Raw genomic sequence first — 17650 nt, 5'->3', positions numbered from 1 at the left:
CGTAGGTATGAAAGAGACTGCGAAAACAACATGTACCGGTGTTGAGATGTTCCGTAAGCTTCTAGACGAAGGCCGTGCGGGTGAGAACGTTGGTGTTCTTCTACGTGGTACTAAGCGTGACGAAGTAGAGCGTGGTCAAGTACTGGCTAAGCCTGGTTCAATCACTCCGCACACCAAGTTCGAGTCAGAAGTATACGTACTGGGCAAAGACGAAGGCGGCCGTCATACTCCGTTCTTCAAAGGCTATCGTCCACAGTTCTACTTCCGTACAACTGACGTAACCGGTACTATCGAACTGCCAGAAGGCGTTGAGATGGTAATGCCTGGTGACAACATCAAGATGGTTGTTACGCTCATCGCACCTATCGCGATGGACGAAGGCCTACGTTTCGCTATCCGTGAAGGTGGCCGTACTGTAGGCGCTGGTGTTGTTGCCAACATCATTGAATAATGATTTGACGAAACACTAGTAAAAAGGGCATCATTTGATGCCCTTTTTCTGCGTTTGACGCTCCTATTGGTGTGAATTTAGCCAGCAGTCGTTAGCAAGCGCAGAGTTTCGTGATCGTATCGTGCTTGATGGAGGCGTTATGATCACCATGTGCCTTTGCCAAACACTGATTGTGGATGGCTGAAAAGGCACTGCCGTCTATGTAGACTTGTTACAGGTAGAATGTATGAAAGCGAACGCTGAGACCCAATCCGGTTCGATGGACATCCTTAAATGGGGTGTTGTTTTTGTCCTATTGGCCGCAGCCGTGATAGGGAATAGCCTGTACAGTGACGTGTCTGTGGTAGTGCGAGCTGCTGCCGTGGTGGTATTGGTTGCCGCTGCCGGTGGTGTCGCTGCACTCACGATGAAAGGAAAAGCTGCGATCACGTTTGCACGCGAATCGCGTATGGAAGTGCGTAAAGTGATTTGGCCAACCCGCCAAGAGACTTTACAGACTTCTCTCATCGTTCTGGCTGTTACTGTCGTTATGGCGCTCATCTTGTGGGGCGTTGACGGAATCATGGTCCGTCTAGTCCGCCTAATCACTGGCGTGTGAGGTAAAAGTACATGAGCGAAGCTCCCAAAAAACGTTGGTATGTGGTCCAGGCTTTCTCTGGTTTTGAAAGCCGTGTTGCGCAGTCATTGCGTGAACATATCAAAATGCACGAAATGGAAGACTATTTCGGGGAAGTCTTGGTGCCAACCGAAGAAGTGGTTGAAATGCGCCAGGGGCAACGTCGCAAGAGCGAGCGTAAATTCTTCCCAGGTTATGTGCTCGTCCAAATGGTGATGAACGATGAATCTTGGCACTTGGTACGTGGTGTGCCTCGTGTCATGGGCTTCATCGGTGGCACCTCAGATCGCCCAGCACCTATTTCTGATAAAGAAGCGGACTCTATTCTCAATCGCTTAGAAAAAGCGAGTGAGTCTCCGGTTCACAAAACCGTGTTTGAAGCGGGCGAAGTGGTGCGTGTGACCGAAGGACCATTTGCAGACTTTAATGGTGTCGTAGAGCAAGTTGACTACGATAAGAACCGTCTTAAAGTGTCTGTATCAATCTTTGGCCGTGCAACCCCAGTTGAGCTTGAGTTTGGCCAGGTAGAAAAAACCTGATCAAAAAAGCATCATCAACGGTTGGCAAGGGCGCGAAATTTGACTATAATTTCGCGCCCTTTTGTTAAACGGGGAGTTTATCGCGAGATAGACGTCAGTACCCAAAATAAGGTAATTGAATAATGGCAAAGAAAGTAGAAGCTTACATCAAGCTGCAAGTTGCAGCGGGTGCAGCTAACCCATCGCCACCGGTTGGTCCTGCTCTGGGTCAACACGGTGTGAACATCATGGAATTCTGTAAAGCGTTTAACGCGAAGACCGAATCTATCGAGAAAGGTCTGCCGATTCCTGTTGTTATCACTGTTTACAGTGACCGTTCTTTCACCTTCGTAACCAAGACGCCGCCAGCAGCCGTTCTGCTTAAGAAAGCTGCAGGTGTGAAATCTGGTTCAGGTCGTCCGAACACTGAAAAAGTGGGTACCGTGACTGACGCGCAGATCCAAGAGATCGCAGAAACTAAAGCGGCAGATATGACGGGTGCGGACATCGAAGCGATGAAACGCTCTATTGCGGGTACTGCCCGTTCAATGGGCCTGAACGTAGAGGGTTAAGACAATGGCGAAAATGACTAAGCGCATGCGCGTTATCCGCGAAAAAGTTGATGTGACTAAAGAGTACGACATCAACGAAGCCGTTGCTCTACTGAAGGAACTGGCGACTGCAAAATTCGTTGAAAGTGTTGACGTTTCTGTCAACCTTGGCATCGATGCTCGTAAATCAGACCAAAACGTTCGTGGCGCGACTGTACTGCCAAACGGTACAGGCCGTGACATCCGTGTTGCTGTGTTCACACAAGGTGCGAACGCTGACGCGGCGAAAGAAGCCGGTGCTGATATCGTAGGTATGGAAGATCTTGCTGAGCAAGTGAAGAAAGGCGAAATGAACTTTGACGTTGTCGTCGCTTCACCAGACGCAATGCGCGTTGTTGGTCAGCTAGGTACTATCCTAGGCCCACGTGGTCTGATGCCAAACCCGAAAGTGGGTACTGTAACGCCTAACGTTGCTGAAGCGGTTAAGAACGCGAAAGCAGGTCAGGTTCGTTACCGTAACGATAAGAACGGTATCGTTCATACCACTATCGGTAAAGTAGACTTTGATGCGAACAGCCTGAAAGAAAACCTGGAAGCGCTGTTGGTGGCACTGAAGAAGGCGAAGCCAACTTCAGCTAAAGGTACTTACATCAAGAAAGTTAGCCTTTCAACAACCATGGGTGCTGGCGTGTCTCTCGACCAGAACTCTTTGGAAGCAAGCGTTAACTAATTGCGACAAGCGAGTGAGTAGTTTATACTCTCTCGCTTGACAATTTTATGGCTGAGTTTGCTTCGGCAAACTTCGTCCAAGACCGTAGGCGTTCATTATGAACTTAATATTTCCTACGTAGACGGTGCCAGAACATGATAGATTTCTCGTCTTTCTTGGATCTGCACCGTACAAGCTCTCTCTGCAAGGCTGTAGAGAGTGGTGTTAAACAATCCAGGAGCAAATCCAAATGGCTTTAAACCTTCAAGACAAAAAAGCAATTGTTGCTGAAGTCAACGAAGCTGCCAGTGGAGCCCTGTCTGCAGTAGTTGCTGATTCTCGCGGTGTTGCCGTTGACGCAATGACTTCTCTACGTAAACAAGCGCGTGAAGCGGGCGTTTACATGAAAGTTGTGCGTAACACACTGGCTCGCCGTGCAGTTGAAGGCACTGAGTATGAGTGTCTGCAAGACACTTTTGTTGGCCCAACTCTGATTGCGTTTTCTAACGAGCACCCAGGTGCCGCTGCGCGTCTTTTCAAAGACTTCGCAAAAGAAAACAAAGAGTTTGAGGTTAAATCTGCTGCATTCGAAGGCGCGATCACTGACCCAGAGGTACTGGCGACACTGCCAACGTACGACGAAGCAATTGCCCGCCTAATGATGGGCTTGAAAGAAGCTTCTGCCGGCAAGCTGGTTCGTACTATCGCCGCTGTTCGCGATCAAAAAGACGCGGCTTAATTGCCCGTTTAATTTGGTTGCTTAATCCTTTTATTGTTGACTTTAAAGAGAATTGTTATGTCTATCACTAACGAGCAAATCCTAGACGCAATTGCAGACATGTCTGTAATGCAAGTTGTTGAGCTTATCGAAGCTATGGAAGAAAAATTCGGCGTATCAGCTGCAGCAGCAGTTGTTGCTGGCGGTGCAGCTGAAGGCGGCGCTGTTGAAGAGCAAACCGAATTTGACGTGATCCTAACTGAAGCGGGTGCGAACAAAGTAGCAGTTATCAAAGCGGTACGTGGCGCAACTGGTCTAGGCCTGAAAGAAGCGAAAGCGCTTGTTGACGGCGCGCCAGCACCTCTGAAAGAAGGTGTTGAGAAAGAAGAAGCTGAAGCGCTTAAAGCTCAGCTAGAAGAAGCTGGTGCTTCTGTTGAAGTTAAGTAATTTATACTTAATTTCCTAGCCTGAAAAGGCATTGGCTGGTGGCTAAAAAGCCACCGGCCTTTTTGCGCTGTAGGGCAGTAGTGAAATTTTCACCCCGTTTTATCACTGCTGACCATGCAAAAAAATCAAAGCAAGCGCTTTGATTTTCCTACACTAAACGGTGGTTGTTTAGTCACTGTCCCTCGTACTGGACAGTTTGGGTCACTTATCAGCGAGCTGAGGAACCCTATGGTTTACTCTTATACCGAGAAAAAGCGTATCCGTAAGGATTTTGGTAAGCGTCCGCAAGTTCTGGACGTGCCATACTTGCTGTCGATCCAGCTTGAATCTTTTAAGAACTTTATCGAGCAGGATCCAGAAGGGCAATACGGTCTTGAAGCTGCCTTTCGCTCTGTCTTTCCAATTCAGAGCTACAACGGCAATTCCGAGCTGCAATACGTTAGCTATCGTCTCGGTGAGCCAGTTTTCGATGTCAAAGAATGCCAAATTCGTGGCGTAACTTATTCGGCCCCACTGCGCGTGAAACTGCGCTTGGTGATGTTTGATAAGGATGCCCCGGCTGGTACCGTTAAAGACATCAAAGAACAAGAAGTCTATATGGGCGAAATTCCGCTCATGACTGAAAATGGTACCTTTGTCATCAATGGTACTGAGAGGGTTATCGTATCCCAGCTGCACCGTAGTCCGGGCGTCTTTTTCGACAGCGATAAGGGTAAAACCCATTCCTCAGGAAAAGTGCTATATAACGCACGCGTGATCCCATACCGTGGTTCATGGTTGGATTTCGAATTTGATCCTAAGGATATCGTATACGTTCGTATCGATCGTCGTCGTAAGCTACCGGCTTCCATTATTCTGCGTGCGCTGGAATACACCACCGAAGAGATCTTGGATCTGTTCTTCGAAAAAGTCGTTTTCGAAGTAAAAGGCAAGTCTCTAGTCATGGAACTGGTGCCTGAGCGTCTACGTGGCGAAACCGCCAGCTTCGATATCGAAGCAGACGGTAAAGTGTACGTTGAGCAGGGTCGTCGTATTACTGCGCGTCATATCCGTCAGTTGACGAAAGATAACGTTGATCACATCGAAGTACCTGTTGAGTACATTGCGGGCAAGATCTCTGCACGTGAATACATCAATCAGGAAACAGGCGAAGTGATTGTCTCGGCTAACCAAGAGTTAAGCCTGGAGACACTGGCGCACTTGTCGCAAGCAGGTCACAAACGTATCGAAACCCTGTTTACTAATGACCTGGACCATGGCCCGTACATGTCCGATACCTTGCGTATCGACAACACCACGGATCGTCTAACGGCGCTCGTAGAAATCTATCGCATGATGCGTCCTGGTGAGCCGCCAACGCGTGAAGCCGCCGAGCAATTGTTTGAGAGCTTGTTCTTCTCTGATGATCGTTATGACTTGTCATCCGTCGGTCGAATGAAGTTCAACAGCTCGCTAGGTCGTGACGATCTCACCGGCCCTGGCGTACTGAGTAAAGAAGACATCATCGAGGTGATGCGTAAACTTATCCATATCCGTAACGGTATTGGCGAAGTGGACGATATCGATCACCTAGGTAACCGTCGTATTCGCTCAGTGGGTGAAATGGCAGAAAACCAGTTCCGTGTTGGCTTAGTGCGTGTTGAGCGTGCGGTTAAAGAGCGTTTAAGCTTGGGCGATCTCGATAACGTGATGCCCCAAGACTTGATTAACGCCAAGCCTATTTCTGCGGCGGTTAAAGAGTTCTTTGGTTCTTCTCAGCTGTCACAGTTCATGGACCAAAACAACCCATTGTCTGAGGTAACGCATAAGCGTCGTATCTCTGCGTTGGGTCCAGGTGGTCTAACGCGTGAGCGCGCTGGCTTTGAAGTTCGAGACGTACACGCGACGCACTACGGTCGTCTCTGTCCAATCGAAACGCCGGAAGGACCGAACATCGGTCTGATTAACTCACTGTCTGCGTTTGCGCGCTGCAACGGCTACGGCTTCCTTGAAACCCCGTACCGTAAAGTGGTTGACGGTAAAGTCACCGATCAAATCGATTATCTGTCAGCGATTGAAGAAGGTCACTACGTCATTGCGCAGGCAAACGCCGCGTTAAATGAAGATGGCTCATTCACTGACGAGTTGATTACCGCACGTAAGACTGGGGAATCAGGTTTGCACCCACGTGACCATGTCCAGTACATGGACGTTGCGACCAATCAGGTTGTATCGGTGGCTGCTTCTCTGATCCCGTTCCTTGAGCATGACGATGCGAACCGTGCCTTGATGGGTGCGAACATGCAGCGTCAGGCGGTGCCGACATTGCGTGCGCAAAAGCCGCTAGTGGGTACGGGTATTGAGCGTAACGTTGCCGTTGACTCTGGGGTGACCGCGGTTGCTAAACGTGGCGGTACTATCCAGTCGGTAGATGCTTCACGCATCGTGGTGAAGGTGAATGAAGATGAATTGGTACCAGGCGAAGCCGGTATCGACATCTACAGCTTGATCAAATACACCCGTTCTAACCAGAACACCTGTATTAACCAGCGTCCAACCGTGATGCCGGGCCACGAAGTGGCAAAAGGTGACGTACTGGCTGACGGCCCATCGACTGACTTGGGCGAGCTAGCACTGGGTCAGAACATGCGTATCGCGTTTATGCCGTGGAACGGTTACAACTTTGAGGATTCCATCCTTATTTCTGAGCGTGTGGCTCAGGAAGACCGTTTGACCACCATCCACATTCAAGAGCTTTCTTGTGTGGCGCGTGATACCAAGCTGGGCAGCGAAGAAATCACAGCGGATATTCCAAACGTGGGTGAAGCCGCGCTTTCTAAGCTGGATGAGTCAGGGGTTGTGTATATCGGTGCCGAAGTGAAAGGCGGCGATATCATGGTTGGTAAAGTGACGCCGAAAGGCGAAACACAACTGACACCAGAAGAGAAACTGCTGCGTGCTATTTTCGGTGAGAAAGCGTCTGACGTAAAAGACTCGTCACTGCGTGTACCGAACGGCGTATCAGGCACGGTTATCGATGTACAGGTCTTTACTCGCGATGGCGTAGAAAAAGACAAGCGTGCGCTCGAAATCGAAGAAATGCAGCTGAAAGAAGCCAAGAAAGACCTGACCGAGGAGTTCTCTATCCTTGAAGGCGGTCTGATGGCGCGTGTTCGCACACTGCTTTCTCAAGCCGGTTATACCGACAGCCAGCTCGACAACATGGATCGTCAGACCATGTTGACGCAAACGCTGGATGACGAAGCACAGCAAACCCAGCTCGAGCAATTGGCTGAGCAATACGACGAAATCAAAGCGGACTTTGATAAGAAATTCGACACCAAGCGTCGCAAGATCACCCAGGGTGATGACCTTGCGCCAGGCGTGCTGAAGATTGTTAAAGTTTACCTCGCGGTGAAACGTCGCATTCAGCCAGGCGATAAAATGGCCGGTCGTCACGGTAACAAAGGTGTTATCTCTAAGATCAACCCGATCGAAGATATGCCTTACGATGAGACAGGCGAGCCTGTTGACTTGGTACTGAACCCACTGGGTGTACCTTCGCGGATGAACATCGGTCAGATCCTAGAAACTCACTTGGGTCTGGCGGCGAAAGGTATCGGTGACAAGATCAACCGTATGCTCAAAGAGCAGCAGGAACTGGCGAAATTCCGTGAGTTCTTGCAGAAGGTCTATGATCTGGGTGATACCCGTCAGGAAGTGGATATTAGTAAACTGACTGACGAGGAAGTTCGCACACTGATCAATAACCTTCGTGATGGTCTGCCAACGGCATCTCCTGTCTTTGATGGTGCGCCTGAGCCGGTTGTTAAAGAGCTACTGAAACTGGGTGATTTGCCAGAGTCAGGTCAGCTTGACCTTTACGATGGCCGTACCGGTGAGAAGTTTGAGCGTCCAGTAACTGTCGGTTACATGTACATGCTGAAACTGAACCACTTGGTTGATGACAAGATGCACGCCCGTTCAACTGGCTCATACAGCCTGGTGACGCAGCAGCCGCTGGGTGGTAAGGCACAGTTCGGTGGTCAGCGCTTCGGTGAGATGGAAGTGTGGGCACTGGAAGCATACGGTGCTGCCTATACCCTGCAAGAAATGCTCACCGTGAAGTCGGATGACGTTAATGGCCGTACCAAGATGTATAAAAACATCGTTGATGGCGACCATCGTATGGAGCCGGGCATGCCGGAATCTTTCAACGTATTGCTGAAAGAAATCCGCTCGTTGGGTATCAACATCGAGCTGGAAGACGAGTAAGCCACGCGCTACTCTCTCCGGTAAGAATATGAAGGCGCTGCCTGTCAGCGCCTTTATGGGTCAACTCCTCACAGGAGCCGATTGTGAAAGACTTACTTAAGTTTCTGAAAGCACAACATAAGACCGAAGAATTTGATTCGATCAAGATCGGTCTTGCCTCACCTGACATGATTCGCTCATGGTCGTTTGGTGAAGTGAAAAAGCCAGAAACCATTAACTACCGTACCTTTAAGCCTGAACGTGACGGTTTGTTCTGTGCACGTATCTTTGGCCCGGTCAAAGACTATGAATGTCTTTGCGGTAAGTACAAACGCCTCAAGCACCGCGGCGTCATTTGTGAAAAATGTGGCGTTGAAGTTACTCAGACCAAAGTGCGCCGTGAGCGTATGGGTCACATTGAGCTGGCTTCTCCTGTTGCCCACATTTGGTTCCTGAAGTCGCTGCCATCGCGTATCGGCTTGCTGATGGACATGCCACTGCGTGACATCGAGCGCGTGCTTTACTTCGAGTCGTATATTGTGATTGAACCAGGCATGACCAACCTAGAGCGTGGTCAAATGATGTCTGAGGAGCAATACCTAGACGCACTTGAAGAATGGGGCGACGAATTTGACGCGCGTATGGGCGCTGAAGCAGTTAAAGCACTGCTGGCGAACATGGATCTGTCGGTTGAGACAGAACAAATGCGCGAGCAGCTCGAAGAGACCAACTCTGAGACCAAGCGTAAGAAGATCACCAAGCGTTTGAAGCTGGTTGAATCCTTCTTGCAATCAGGTAACAACCCTGAGTGGATGATCCTGACCGTGCTGCCTGTGTTGCCGCCGGATCTACGTCCATTGGTGCCGTTGGATGGTGGCCGCTTTGCGACATCAGATCTTAACGACCTGTATCGCCGCGTGATCAACCGTAACAACCGTTTGAAGCGCCTGCTTGATCTTGCTGCACCGGACATCATCGTGCGCAACGAAAAGCGCATGCTGCAAGAGTCTGTGGATGCGATGCTGGATAACGGCCGTCGTGGCCGTGCGATCACCGGTTCGAACAAGCGTCCGCTGAAATCGCTGGCTGACATGATCAAAGGTAAGCAGGGTCGTTTCCGTCAGAACCTGCTGGGTAAACGTGTTGATTACTCTGGCCGTTCGGTAATTACCGTGGGTCCATACTTGCGTCTGCATCAGTGTGGTCTGCCAAAGAAAATGGCACTCGAGCTGTTTAAACCGTTTATCTACGGCAAGCTTGAGACCCGTGGTCTGGCGACCACCATCAAAGCGGCCAAGAAGATGGTTGAGCGCGAAGAAGCTGTGGTATGGGATATCTTGGATGAAGTCATCCGTGAACACCCTGTCCTGCTGAACCGTGCACCAACGCTTCACCGTTTGGGTATCCAAGCGTTTGAACCTGTGCTTATCGAAGGTAAAGCGATTCAGCTGCATCCATTGGTATGTGCGGCCTATAACGCTGACTTCGATGGTGACCAGATGGCGGTTCACGTACCGCTGACGCTGGAAGCCCAGCTCGAAGCGCGTGCGTTGATGATGTCGACCAACAACATCCTATCGCCAGCCTCCGGTGATCCTATCATCGTACCGTCTCAGGACGTGGTACTGGGTCTTTATTACATGACCCGTGAGAAGGTGAACGGTAAAGGCGAAGGCATGTACCTGGCTGGTCCAGGTGAAGCTGAAAAAGTTTACCGTACCGGTCATGCTGAACTGCATAGCCGCGTAAAAGTGCGCATCAAGCAAATCGATATCGATGAGATGGGCGCTCGCACTGAGAAAGTAGAGCTAGTCGATACCACGGTTGGCCGTGCCATGCTGTGGACGATTGTTCCAGATGGCCTGCCATACGAGTTGGTTAACCAGCCGCTGGGCAAAAAGCAAATCTCTAACTTGCTCAACACCTGTTACCGTAAGCTGGGTCTAAAAGATACGGTTATCTTTGCTGACCAAATCATGTACACAGGTTTTGCTTACTCAGCGCTATCGGGCACCTCTGTCGGTATCGACGACATGGTGATCCCACAAGCTAAATACGATCTGATTGAAGCGGCTGAAAGCGAAGTTGCGGAAATCCAAGAGCAATTCCAGTCTGGTCTGGTGACCGCTGGTGAGCGCTACAACAAAGTGATCGATATTTGGGCGGCGGCGAACGAGCAAGTGGCAAAAGCCATGATGGATAACCTGTCTAACGAGACAGTGATCAACCGTGACGGTGAAGAAGAGACACAGACCTCGTTCAACAGCGTGTATATGATGGCCGATTCAGGCGCACGTGGTTCTGCTGCACAGATTCGTCAGCTCGCTGGTATGCGTGGTCTGATGGCGAAACCAGATGGCTCGATCATCGAGACACCGATCACCGCGAACTTCCGTGAAGGTTTGAACGTACTTCAGTACTTTATTTCCACGCACGGTGCGCGTAAAGGTCTGGCGGATACGGCATTGAAGACTGCGAACTCAGGTTACCTGACTCGTCGTCTGGTTGACGTTGCCCAAGACGTGGTAGTGACCGAAACCGATTGTGGCACCGAAGGCGGTATCCACATGATGGCGGTTATCGAAGGCGGTGACGTAAAAGAAGCACTGCGTGAGCGTGTGCTTGGTCGTGTCGTCGCTGAAGATGTTCTCAAGCCGGGCACAGAAGAAGTGCTGGCGCCACGTAACACCCTACTCGACGAGAAGTGGTGTGACATTCTTGAGCACCACTCTGTCGACAAGGTAAAAGTACGCTCTGTCGTAACTTGTGAAACGGATTTTGGTTGCTGTGCAAACTGTTACGGCCGTGACTTGGCACGTGGCCACTTGGTTAACCACGGTGAGTCTGTGGGCGTTATCGCGGCACAGTCTATCGGTGAGCCAGGTACACAGCTGACCATGCGTACCTTCCACATTGGTGGTGCGGCATCGCGTGCAGCAGCAGAAAACAACATCCAGGTGAAGAACAAAGGTTCTATGCACCTGCACAATGCGAAGTCTGTGACCAACAGCGATGGTAAGCTAGTGATTACCTCGCGTGCCACAGAAATGACCATTGTTGATGAGTTTGGCCGTACCAAAGAAAGCTACAAAGTTCCTTATGGTGCGACGCTTGGTAAGCAAGACGGCGAAGCCGTTGAAGCTGGCGACGTAGTGGCTAACTGGGACCCACACACCATGCCAATCATCACTGAGGTAGAAGGTAACCTTCGCTTCGTGGATATGATTGATGGCGCGACCATGCAGCGTCAAACGGACGAGCTAACCGGTCTGTCTTCTATTGTGGTTATGGATGCGTCTGAGCGCCCATCATCCGGTAAAGACAAGCGTCCTGCTGTGAAGTTGGTGGATGCCCAAGGCAACGACGTAATGGTACCTGGCACTGATATGCCGGTTCAGTACTTCTTGCCTGGTAAAGCGATCGTTCAACTGGACGATGGTGCAAGCGTTGGTATTGGTGACACCCTTGCTCGTATCCCGCAAGAAAGCGGCGGTACCAAGGATATCACTGGTGGCCTACCACGTGTTGCTGACCTGTTTGAAGCACGTAAGCCAAAAGAGCCTGCTATCTTGGCAGAGATCACAGGTACTGTTTCCTTCGGTAAAGAGACCAAAGGTAAGCGCCGCCTGATTATCACGCCAGAAGAGGGTAAAGCTTACGAAGAGATGATTCCAAAATGGCGTCAGCTCAACGTATTCGAAGGTGAAAAAGTCGAGAAAGGTGATGTGATCGCAGACGGTCCTGAATCACCACACGACATTCTGCGCTTGCGTGGCATTCACGCGGTAGCAGAATACATCACTAACGAAGTCCAAGACGTTTACCGTCTGCAGGGCGTTAAGATCAACGATAAGCACATCGAGACCATCGTGCGTCAGATGCTGCGTAAGGTGACCATTAAGTCTGCGGGTGATACCGAGTTCTTGGAAGGCGAGCAGGTGGAATACTCACGTGTGATGATTGCTAACCGCGATCTGGAAGCGGAAGGCAAGCAACCAGCGACCTTTGGTCGTGATCTGCTGGGTATCACCAAAGCATCGTTGGCGACTGAGTCATTCATCTCAGCGGCATCGTTCCAGGAAACCACGCGCGTGCTGACTGAAGCTGCCGTGGCAGGTAAACGTGATGACTTGCGTGGTCTGAAAGAGAACGTGATTGTGGGTCGTCTGATCCCAGCCGGTACAGGCTTCGCGTATCACAAAGACCGTCAAGCAAAACGTGCCGAGCCAGAGCAGCCTGTTGCGCCTCAGGTCGATGCAGAGCAAGCATCGCAAGATCTTGCCGCGCTACTGAACGCCGGTCTTAACGACGACAACTAAGCGCAGAAGCGTTGATGTCATCAACGCTACGGCGACATACAAAGGCACCTCCGAGGAGGTGCCTTTTGTTTATCTGGCGTGTGGGGTTGTCAGTGACGACAGCGACAAAAAAGCCGCCTAGGTTGGCGGCGTTAAGCAGCTGACTGGCAGGTTGACTTACGCACCCGGTGGGTGAGCAAGGCTGTCGGCAATGACGCGAATTAGGGTATCTTCTAACTCAAAACGCTGCTCTAACCACTCACCGATCGCAGACATATCCTGATCGAAATCCGTGGCGTCATAATCATCATCGTCGAGGTCGATCGCGCTAAATTTATCGTTGTAGTCCAACAGTGGATCGGTAGTGTCGACAATACGGAAATAGAGGTTGTCGGTCTCTTTGGTGGCAGAGAAGCCTGTCGACTGCCAACGCTCCATGACCATATTGTAAATTTTGAAGTGGCCCGTTGAGATGTAATCGACTAGGTAGTCACAAAAGCGGTCAAGCTCCGCTTTGGTTGGCAGGGTTTGCTTCTTTTTAGCGGCGACGCCAGCCACATTGTAATACTCCACCAACAGTTGGCGACGTAGCTCGAGCCAGTAATCGATGACCTCGTCGTAACCGCTCCATTGTGCTTTGGTTCGTTCGAGTTGTCTCAGCATGATCGGTGTCCTCGTGATCGATCAGCGAATGAATGGCACTATATAAGGCCGGCTGAAAATTAACGGGCTGCTCAATCCTTTGCATCACGTTATAAAGCTAGATTGCCAGTATTCAAGTATAGCTGCAAGGCTAAGGAAGTGACCATGTCTCAGAATCAACAAGCCGTCTATGTGTGTGCGGTTACCAAGGGCAAACTTTGGCTGCCAAACGGCGAATTGCCATGTATCCCCTTGTCGAAGCTGCCGTTTTCTGGCGGTGATATCGTGACTGTCGGTGACTATCAGCACACGCCCGTCGTGGGGGCGTTTAATTGTAACCCGATGCTTCCTGATAATGAGATGGCGAGTTTACGAGACTTACTTCCCTGCCTGTCAGCCGACTTATTTGCGTTAGTCGGGCGGGCAGTCCAACTTGATTATATGCGCCAGCAGCAAGCCTATTGTGGTCGCTGTGGTCAGCACACCGAGTTTGACATACAGGCTGTGGCGATGTGGTGCTCATGCTGTCAGCGTCACGATTATCCGCGTGTGTCGCCTTGCGTCATTGTAGCGGTACGTGACGATAAACGCCTTTTATTGGCACAGCACCCTAGACATAAAACGGGGATGTACACTGTGATAGCGGGGTTTGTTGAGCCCGGAGAAACGCTCGAACAGTGTGTGGCTCGTGAAGTCGAGGAAGAGACGGGCATTCAGGTTAAGAATATCCGTTACATGGATAGTCAGCCTTGGGCGTTTCCCTCAAACTTGATGATGGGCTTCTTGGCAGAGTATGCGGGCGGCGAGTTAAGGCCAGATTATGAGGAATTAACGGATGCGCAGTGGTTTGACTGCAATGCTTTACCGCCAGTCGCACCCAAAGGCACCATTGCTCGACGCCTTATCGAGGCCAGCTGCGCCTTGGCGCAGGGATAAAAAAACCCGGCCGTAGGGGAGCCGGGGTAAGATGCGAACATGTTGTCTTTCGTAGACCTATTGTCGTTATAGATTGGTTGTAACATGTGGTTAAATCATCAGCAATCCTTTACGGTAGCTTGGTGACAGTTTTATGATCCTGTTAACAAAGCTTGGCTTTTGTTGCCACGGCACAGTGATACAATGAGCGCCACTATTCGCACACAGGTTTGACACAATGACCGAATTGAAAAACGATCGTTATTTACGCGCCCTCTATAAGCAGCCAGTCGATTGCACCCCAGTATGGATGATGCGCCAAGCTGGCCGTTACCTGCCGGAGTATCGTGAATTGCGTGCTCAAGCGGGGGATTTTTTGTCATTGTGTAAAAACGCCGAGCTGGCTTGCGAAGTCACCATGCAGCCGCTGCGTCGTTTCGATTTAGATGCAGCAATTTTGTTCTCAGACATCCTCACTATTCCCGATGCGATGGGGCTTGGGCTATATTTTGAAACGGGCGAGGGACCTAAGTTTTCCCGTCCCATCACCTGTAAAGCCGACGTGGATAAAATTGGCATGCCTGATCCCGAAGGGGAATTGCAGTATGTGATGAATGCGGTACGCACCATCCGTCGCGAGTTAAACGGTGACGTGCCTTTGATTGGTTTTTCGGGGAGCCCGTGGACGCTGGCGACTTACATGGTTGAAGGCGGCACTTCAAAAGCCTTTACCAAGATTAAAAAGATGATGTATGCCGAGCCACAAACGCTGCATGCACTACTCGATAAGCTTGCCGATAGCGTGACTAGCTATTTGAATGCCCAAATTAAAGCCGGTGCTCAGTCGGTCATGGTGTTTGATACCTGGGGTGGCGTTCTCACGCCACGCGACTATAACGATTTTTCTTTGCAGTATATGCAGAAAATCGTCGATGGTCTTATTCGCGAAAATGACGGTCGTCGTGTCCCTGTGACGCTGTTTACCAAAAATGCGGGGATGTGGTTAGAGCATATTGCGGCCACAGGCTGTGACGGTGTGGGCCTTGATTGGACGATTAACATCGCGGATGCCAAGGCGCGAATTGGCGACAGAGTGGCGCTGCAAGGCAATATGGATCCATCAATGCTCTATGCAAGTCCAGAACGCATTCGCCAAGAGGTCGCCACCATCCTAGAAGGGTTTGGGCAAGGTACGGGCCATGTGTTTAACTTGGGCCATGGCATTCACTTGGATGTGCCGCCCGAAAACGCAGGCGCCTTTATTGATGCAGTGCACGAACTCTCGCGTCCTTACCACGATTAAGAAAAACGCTCGCCAACTGGCGAGCTTTTTTTAGCCTCAATCGTATAAAGCCTGTTGAACCTGGTCACGCATAGCCGGCACCACCTGCTCTTCAAACCACGGGTTGCGGCGTAGCCACAAGGTGTTTCTGGGAGAAGGGTGAGGCAGCGCAAAGGTGCGAGGGGCCCACTTTTGCCAGTGTTTGACAGTCTCAGTCAATGTTTTCGGCTTATTGGCTAAATAGTACTGCTGCGCGTATTGGCCAATGAGCAAGGTAACAGACACTCGTGATAGGTGTGTTTTGATTGCCTGATGCCACACGGGGGCGCAAACGCGTGCCGGCGGTAGATCGCCCGATTTGCCTTTGCCGGGATAACAAAGGCCCATCGGCATGATGGCAAATAAATCTGACTGGTAAAACTGCTCGCGCGTGACCCCCAGCCATTCTCGCAGGCGGTCGCCACTGGGGTCATTAAAGGGCAGGCCACTCTCATGAACACGTCGTCCTGGTGCTTGACCGATAATCAGTACTCGAGCGTTAGCACTGGCTTGGATAACAGGGCGGGGCCCATCGGGCAGCCAGTGTTGGCATAACCGACACGCTCGGGCCGCGGCTACAGCCGTGCCTAAATCCTCGAAAAGCATCTAGTAGCCTTTGTCAAAATCGACTTGGTGCATGAGGGGATCGCCTGCGCGCCAGCGTCGATAGTTATCGGCAAATAGCGCAAAAACCTGCTCAGGAAAACTGACCGCCGCAATATGGGGTGTCACTTTCACGTTTGGGTGTGTCCAAAAGGGGTGCTGGTCAGGCAGCGGCTCTTGCTGCATTACATCCAAGACCGCCAAGCCGAGTTTCTTGTTATCTAACGCGTGGATCAGTGCTGGCTCCTCCACGGTGGCCCCTCGGCCAACGTTGATGAATATGAGGTTTTGTGCCTGTTGCCAAAAATCCGCATTCAAACATTTATCCGTCTCAGGCGTCGCGGGCAAGGTGCTGATCAGCACATCTACCTCCCCAAGTGTTTGCTGTAACTCTGGCAACGTCATGGTTTGATCAAATGCCTCGACGGGCCGGCCGGCTTGGTTGACGCCCAGTACCCTCATGCCGAATGCGTGAGCGACGGTCGCAATATGTTGCCCAATCGCCCCTGTGCCTAAAATGGCGAGCGTTTTCCCGCTCAAAGACTGATAGGGGTGAGGTTGCCAGCGACACTGAGCCTGCTGCTCGGCGTACTGGTGAATATGTCGGGTTTCCGTCAGTATGTGGCCGAATACATATTCGGCCATCAATGCGCCGAAAATACCGCGCACATTGGTGAGCTGATAGTCGCGGAAGGGGGCTTGAATCAGGGCATCGGTCCCGGCGAAGGTGGATTGTAGCCAACGTAACGCCTTGGCATGGTGCAGGTGGGGGGCCGCAAGCGGCGGATCGGCCAACCAGATACTGGCCTCCTCTGCGGATGAGGTGATAGCGAGATCGGGAAGCTGAGCCGTTTCAAGCAACTGGTGATAAGTCTCGGCATGCTCGCTGATAACGTAGATTTTATCCACAAAGGCTCCTTTTTATGGTTTGGGGAATCAAGTACACTGGCCGCATTCTATGAGGACAACATGCCTTCCCGTTATTAAAGATTCACTGACTATGTTACGAAACCCTTTGCAACTGCGTTTGGAAAAATGTGAAAACTGGCAGCATATTAGTTTTATGGCTGCGCTGGTGGAGCGTATGGTCCCTAACTATGCGCTCTACTGTGCTCAAACTGAATTTGCCGACCCTCAAGCGTTTCGCAATATTCTCGATGCGGTATGGGAGTCGCAGACGGTTAAAAGTGCCAAAATTGACTTTGAACAGCAATTGGAAAAGCTAGAGCCATTAATTCCGGTTGCTGATGAGGATGCCATTTATCTGACCTATCCTGCGATTGACGCCTGTATCGCCTTGTCTCAACTCCTCCATGCTTTGTTGGATCGTGATGAAATACTCCCCATCACCTTAAAAGTGTCGCAGCAATCCATACACAGCGTAGCGCAGCTAGAAGAGGCGCAAACGGGAGAAGCTGTGACGGATGAGAATCAAAAAACGTTTGAAGCAGTTTGTGACGAGTGGGATGCCCAATGGGCCATTTTCCGCGTGCTGAAAAGTGCTGAAAGCCGTGATGTAGAAATGATCAAAAGTATACGCCAAGAGCTGCGTGAGGCGGGTGTCAGTAACCTCGGATTACGTGTCGAGTAAGCACGCGTCATCCGATAAAAAGGCGGCTGGAGCCGCC

General features: G+C 50.9%; 15 protein-coding genes. 12 read left to right on the top strand and 3 right to left on the bottom strand.

Annotated features, from left to right (window positions below):
- From BZG74_RS13070 to rpoC, 9 genes are all read left to right on the top strand, one after another.
- A partial coding sequence (locus tag BZG74_RS13070) for an EF-Tu C-terminal domain-related protein (RefSeq protein ID WP_101494709.1) occupies positions 1-451 on the top strand: 451 nt, incomplete at its 5' end.
- Positions 452-677: 226 nt separating this feature from the next.
- The gene (gene secE / locus BZG74_RS13065) at positions 678-1049 is read left to right on the top strand and encodes a preprotein translocase subunit SecE (RefSeq protein WP_025674747.1); all 372 of its coding nucleotides are present in this window, start codon (positions 678-680) and stop codon (positions 1047-1049) included.
- An 11-nt stretch (positions 1050-1060) separates the two neighbouring features.
- Positions 1061-1606 (top strand): transcription termination/antitermination protein NusG, encoded by a 546-nt coding sequence (nusG, locus tag BZG74_RS13060; RefSeq protein WP_025744447.1) that lies wholly within the window; start codon positions 1061-1063, stop codon positions 1604-1606.
- Between the two features lie 122 nt (positions 1607-1728).
- Positions 1729-2157: a 50S ribosomal protein L11 gene (gene rplK, locus BZG74_RS13055; RefSeq protein WP_077773003.1), complete on the top strand. Its 429-nt coding sequence runs from the start codon at positions 1729-1731 to the stop codon at positions 2155-2157.
- A 4-nt stretch (positions 2158-2161) separates the two neighbouring features.
- A complete protein-coding gene (rplA, locus tag BZG74_RS13050; protein ID WP_077773002.1) occupies positions 2162-2866 on the top strand; it encodes a 50S ribosomal protein L1 in 705 nt (234 codons plus the stop codon).
- A gap of 229 nt (positions 2867-3095) precedes the next feature.
- The gene (gene rplJ, locus BZG74_RS13045) at positions 3096-3584 is read left to right on the top strand and encodes a 50S ribosomal protein L10 (protein ID WP_046074511.1); all 489 of its coding nucleotides are present in this window, start codon (positions 3096-3098) and stop codon (positions 3582-3584) included.
- 57 nt (positions 3585-3641) lie between these two features.
- Positions 3642-4010, top strand: coding sequence for a 50S ribosomal protein L7/L12 (gene rplL, locus BZG74_RS13040; RefSeq protein WP_077773001.1), 369 nt, complete (start codon positions 3642-3644; stop codon positions 4008-4010).
- A gap of 228 nt (positions 4011-4238) precedes the next feature.
- Positions 4239-8264, top strand: coding sequence for a DNA-directed RNA polymerase subunit beta (rpoB, locus tag BZG74_RS13035; RefSeq protein ID WP_077773000.1), 4026 nt, complete (start codon positions 4239-4241; stop codon positions 8262-8264).
- An 83-nt stretch (positions 8265-8347) separates the two neighbouring features.
- Complete coding sequence (gene rpoC / locus BZG74_RS13030) at positions 8348-12562, top strand: DNA-directed RNA polymerase subunit beta' (protein ID WP_077772999.1); 4215 nt, start codon at positions 8348-8350, stop codon at positions 12560-12562.
- A 156-nt stretch (positions 12563-12718) separates the two neighbouring features.
- On the opposite strand, the gene BZG74_RS13025 is transcribed toward rpoC, so the two are convergent.
- Positions 12719-13204, bottom strand: a complete 486-nt coding sequence (locus BZG74_RS13025) for an Rsd/AlgQ family anti-sigma factor (protein WP_077772998.1) — start codon at positions 13202-13204, stop codon at positions 12719-12721.
- Positions 13205-13348: 144 nt separating this feature from the next.
- Between BZG74_RS13025 and nudC the strand changes: the two genes are divergently transcribed.
- Together nudC and hemE are read left to right on the top strand one after the other, a co-directional pair.
- Positions 13349-14119, top strand: a complete 771-nt coding sequence (nudC, locus tag BZG74_RS13020) for an NAD(+) diphosphatase (RefSeq protein WP_077772997.1) — start codon at positions 13349-13351, stop codon at positions 14117-14119.
- A gap of 217 nt (positions 14120-14336) precedes the next feature.
- Positions 14337-15401, top strand: coding sequence for a uroporphyrinogen decarboxylase (gene hemE / locus BZG74_RS13015; RefSeq protein WP_077772996.1), 1065 nt, complete (start codon positions 14337-14339; stop codon positions 15399-15401).
- 36 nt (positions 15402-15437) lie between these two features.
- Here hemE and BZG74_RS13010 read toward each other — a convergent pair whose 3' ends face one another.
- Positions 15438-16025 (bottom strand): uracil-DNA glycosylase family protein, encoded by a 588-nt coding sequence (locus BZG74_RS13010; protein WP_077772995.1) that lies wholly within the window; start codon positions 16023-16025, stop codon positions 15438-15440.
- A complete protein-coding gene (locus BZG74_RS13005) occupies positions 16026-16931 on the bottom strand; it encodes a D-2-hydroxyacid dehydrogenase (RefSeq protein ID WP_077772994.1) in 906 nt (301 codons plus the stop codon).
- A 91-nt stretch (positions 16932-17022) separates the two neighbouring features.
- Between BZG74_RS13005 and BZG74_RS13000 the strand changes: the two genes are divergently transcribed.
- Positions 17023-17613 carry a YjaG family protein gene (locus tag BZG74_RS13000; protein ID WP_077772993.1) on the top strand — a complete coding sequence of 197 codons (591 nt, stop codon included), beginning with the start codon at positions 17023-17025 and terminating at the stop codon, positions 17611-17613.
- The last annotated feature ends 37 nt before the right edge of the window (positions 17614-17650 follow it).

Source organism: Salinivibrio sharmensis, from assembly GCF_001995985.1.
Lineage (GTDB): Bacteria > Pseudomonadota > Gammaproteobacteria > Enterobacterales > Vibrionaceae > Salinivibrio > Salinivibrio sharmensis.
Note: the sequence above shows the minus strand (reverse complement) of the source record. Positions and strands in the feature narration are given on the sequence as shown.

What these genes read in the sequence shown, in the direction of transcription:
- secE (WP_025674747.1), top strand. Translation starts at nt 678, where the DNA reads ATGAAAGCGAACGCTGAGACCCAATCCGGTTCGATGGACATCCTTAAA.
- nusG (WP_025744447.1), top strand. Translation starts at nt 1,061, where the DNA reads ATGAGCGAAGCTCCCAAAAAACGTTGGTATGTGGTCCAGGCTTTCTCT.
- rplK (WP_077773003.1), top strand. Translation starts at nt 1,729, where the DNA reads ATGGCAAAGAAAGTAGAAGCTTACATCAAGCTGCAAGTTGCAGCGGGT.
- rplA (WP_077773002.1), top strand. Translation starts at nt 2,162, where the DNA reads ATGGCGAAAATGACTAAGCGCATGCGCGTTATCCGCGAAAAAGTTGAT.
- rplJ (WP_046074511.1), top strand. Translation starts at nt 3,096, where the DNA reads ATGGCTTTAAACCTTCAAGACAAAAAAGCAATTGTTGCTGAAGTCAAC.
- rplL (WP_077773001.1), top strand. Translation starts at nt 3,642, where the DNA reads ATGTCTATCACTAACGAGCAAATCCTAGACGCAATTGCAGACATGTCT.
- rpoB (WP_077773000.1), top strand. Translation starts at nt 4,239, where the DNA reads ATGGTTTACTCTTATACCGAGAAAAAGCGTATCCGTAAGGATTTTGGT.
- BZG74_RS13025 (WP_077772998.1), bottom strand. Translation starts at nt 13,204, where the DNA reads ATGCTGAGACAACTCGAACGAACCAAAGCACAATGGAGCGGTTACGAC.
- nudC (WP_077772997.1), top strand. Translation starts at nt 13,349, where the DNA reads ATGTCTCAGAATCAACAAGCCGTCTATGTGTGTGCGGTTACCAAGGGC.
- hemE (WP_077772996.1), top strand. Translation starts at nt 14,337, where the DNA reads ATGACCGAATTGAAAAACGATCGTTATTTACGCGCCCTCTATAAGCAG.
- BZG74_RS13010 (WP_077772995.1), bottom strand. Translation starts at nt 16,025, where the DNA reads ATGCTTTTCGAGGATTTAGGCACGGCTGTAGCCGCGGCCCGAGCGTGT.
- BZG74_RS13000 (WP_077772993.1), top strand. Translation starts at nt 17,023, where the DNA reads ATGTTACGAAACCCTTTGCAACTGCGTTTGGAAAAATGTGAAAACTGG.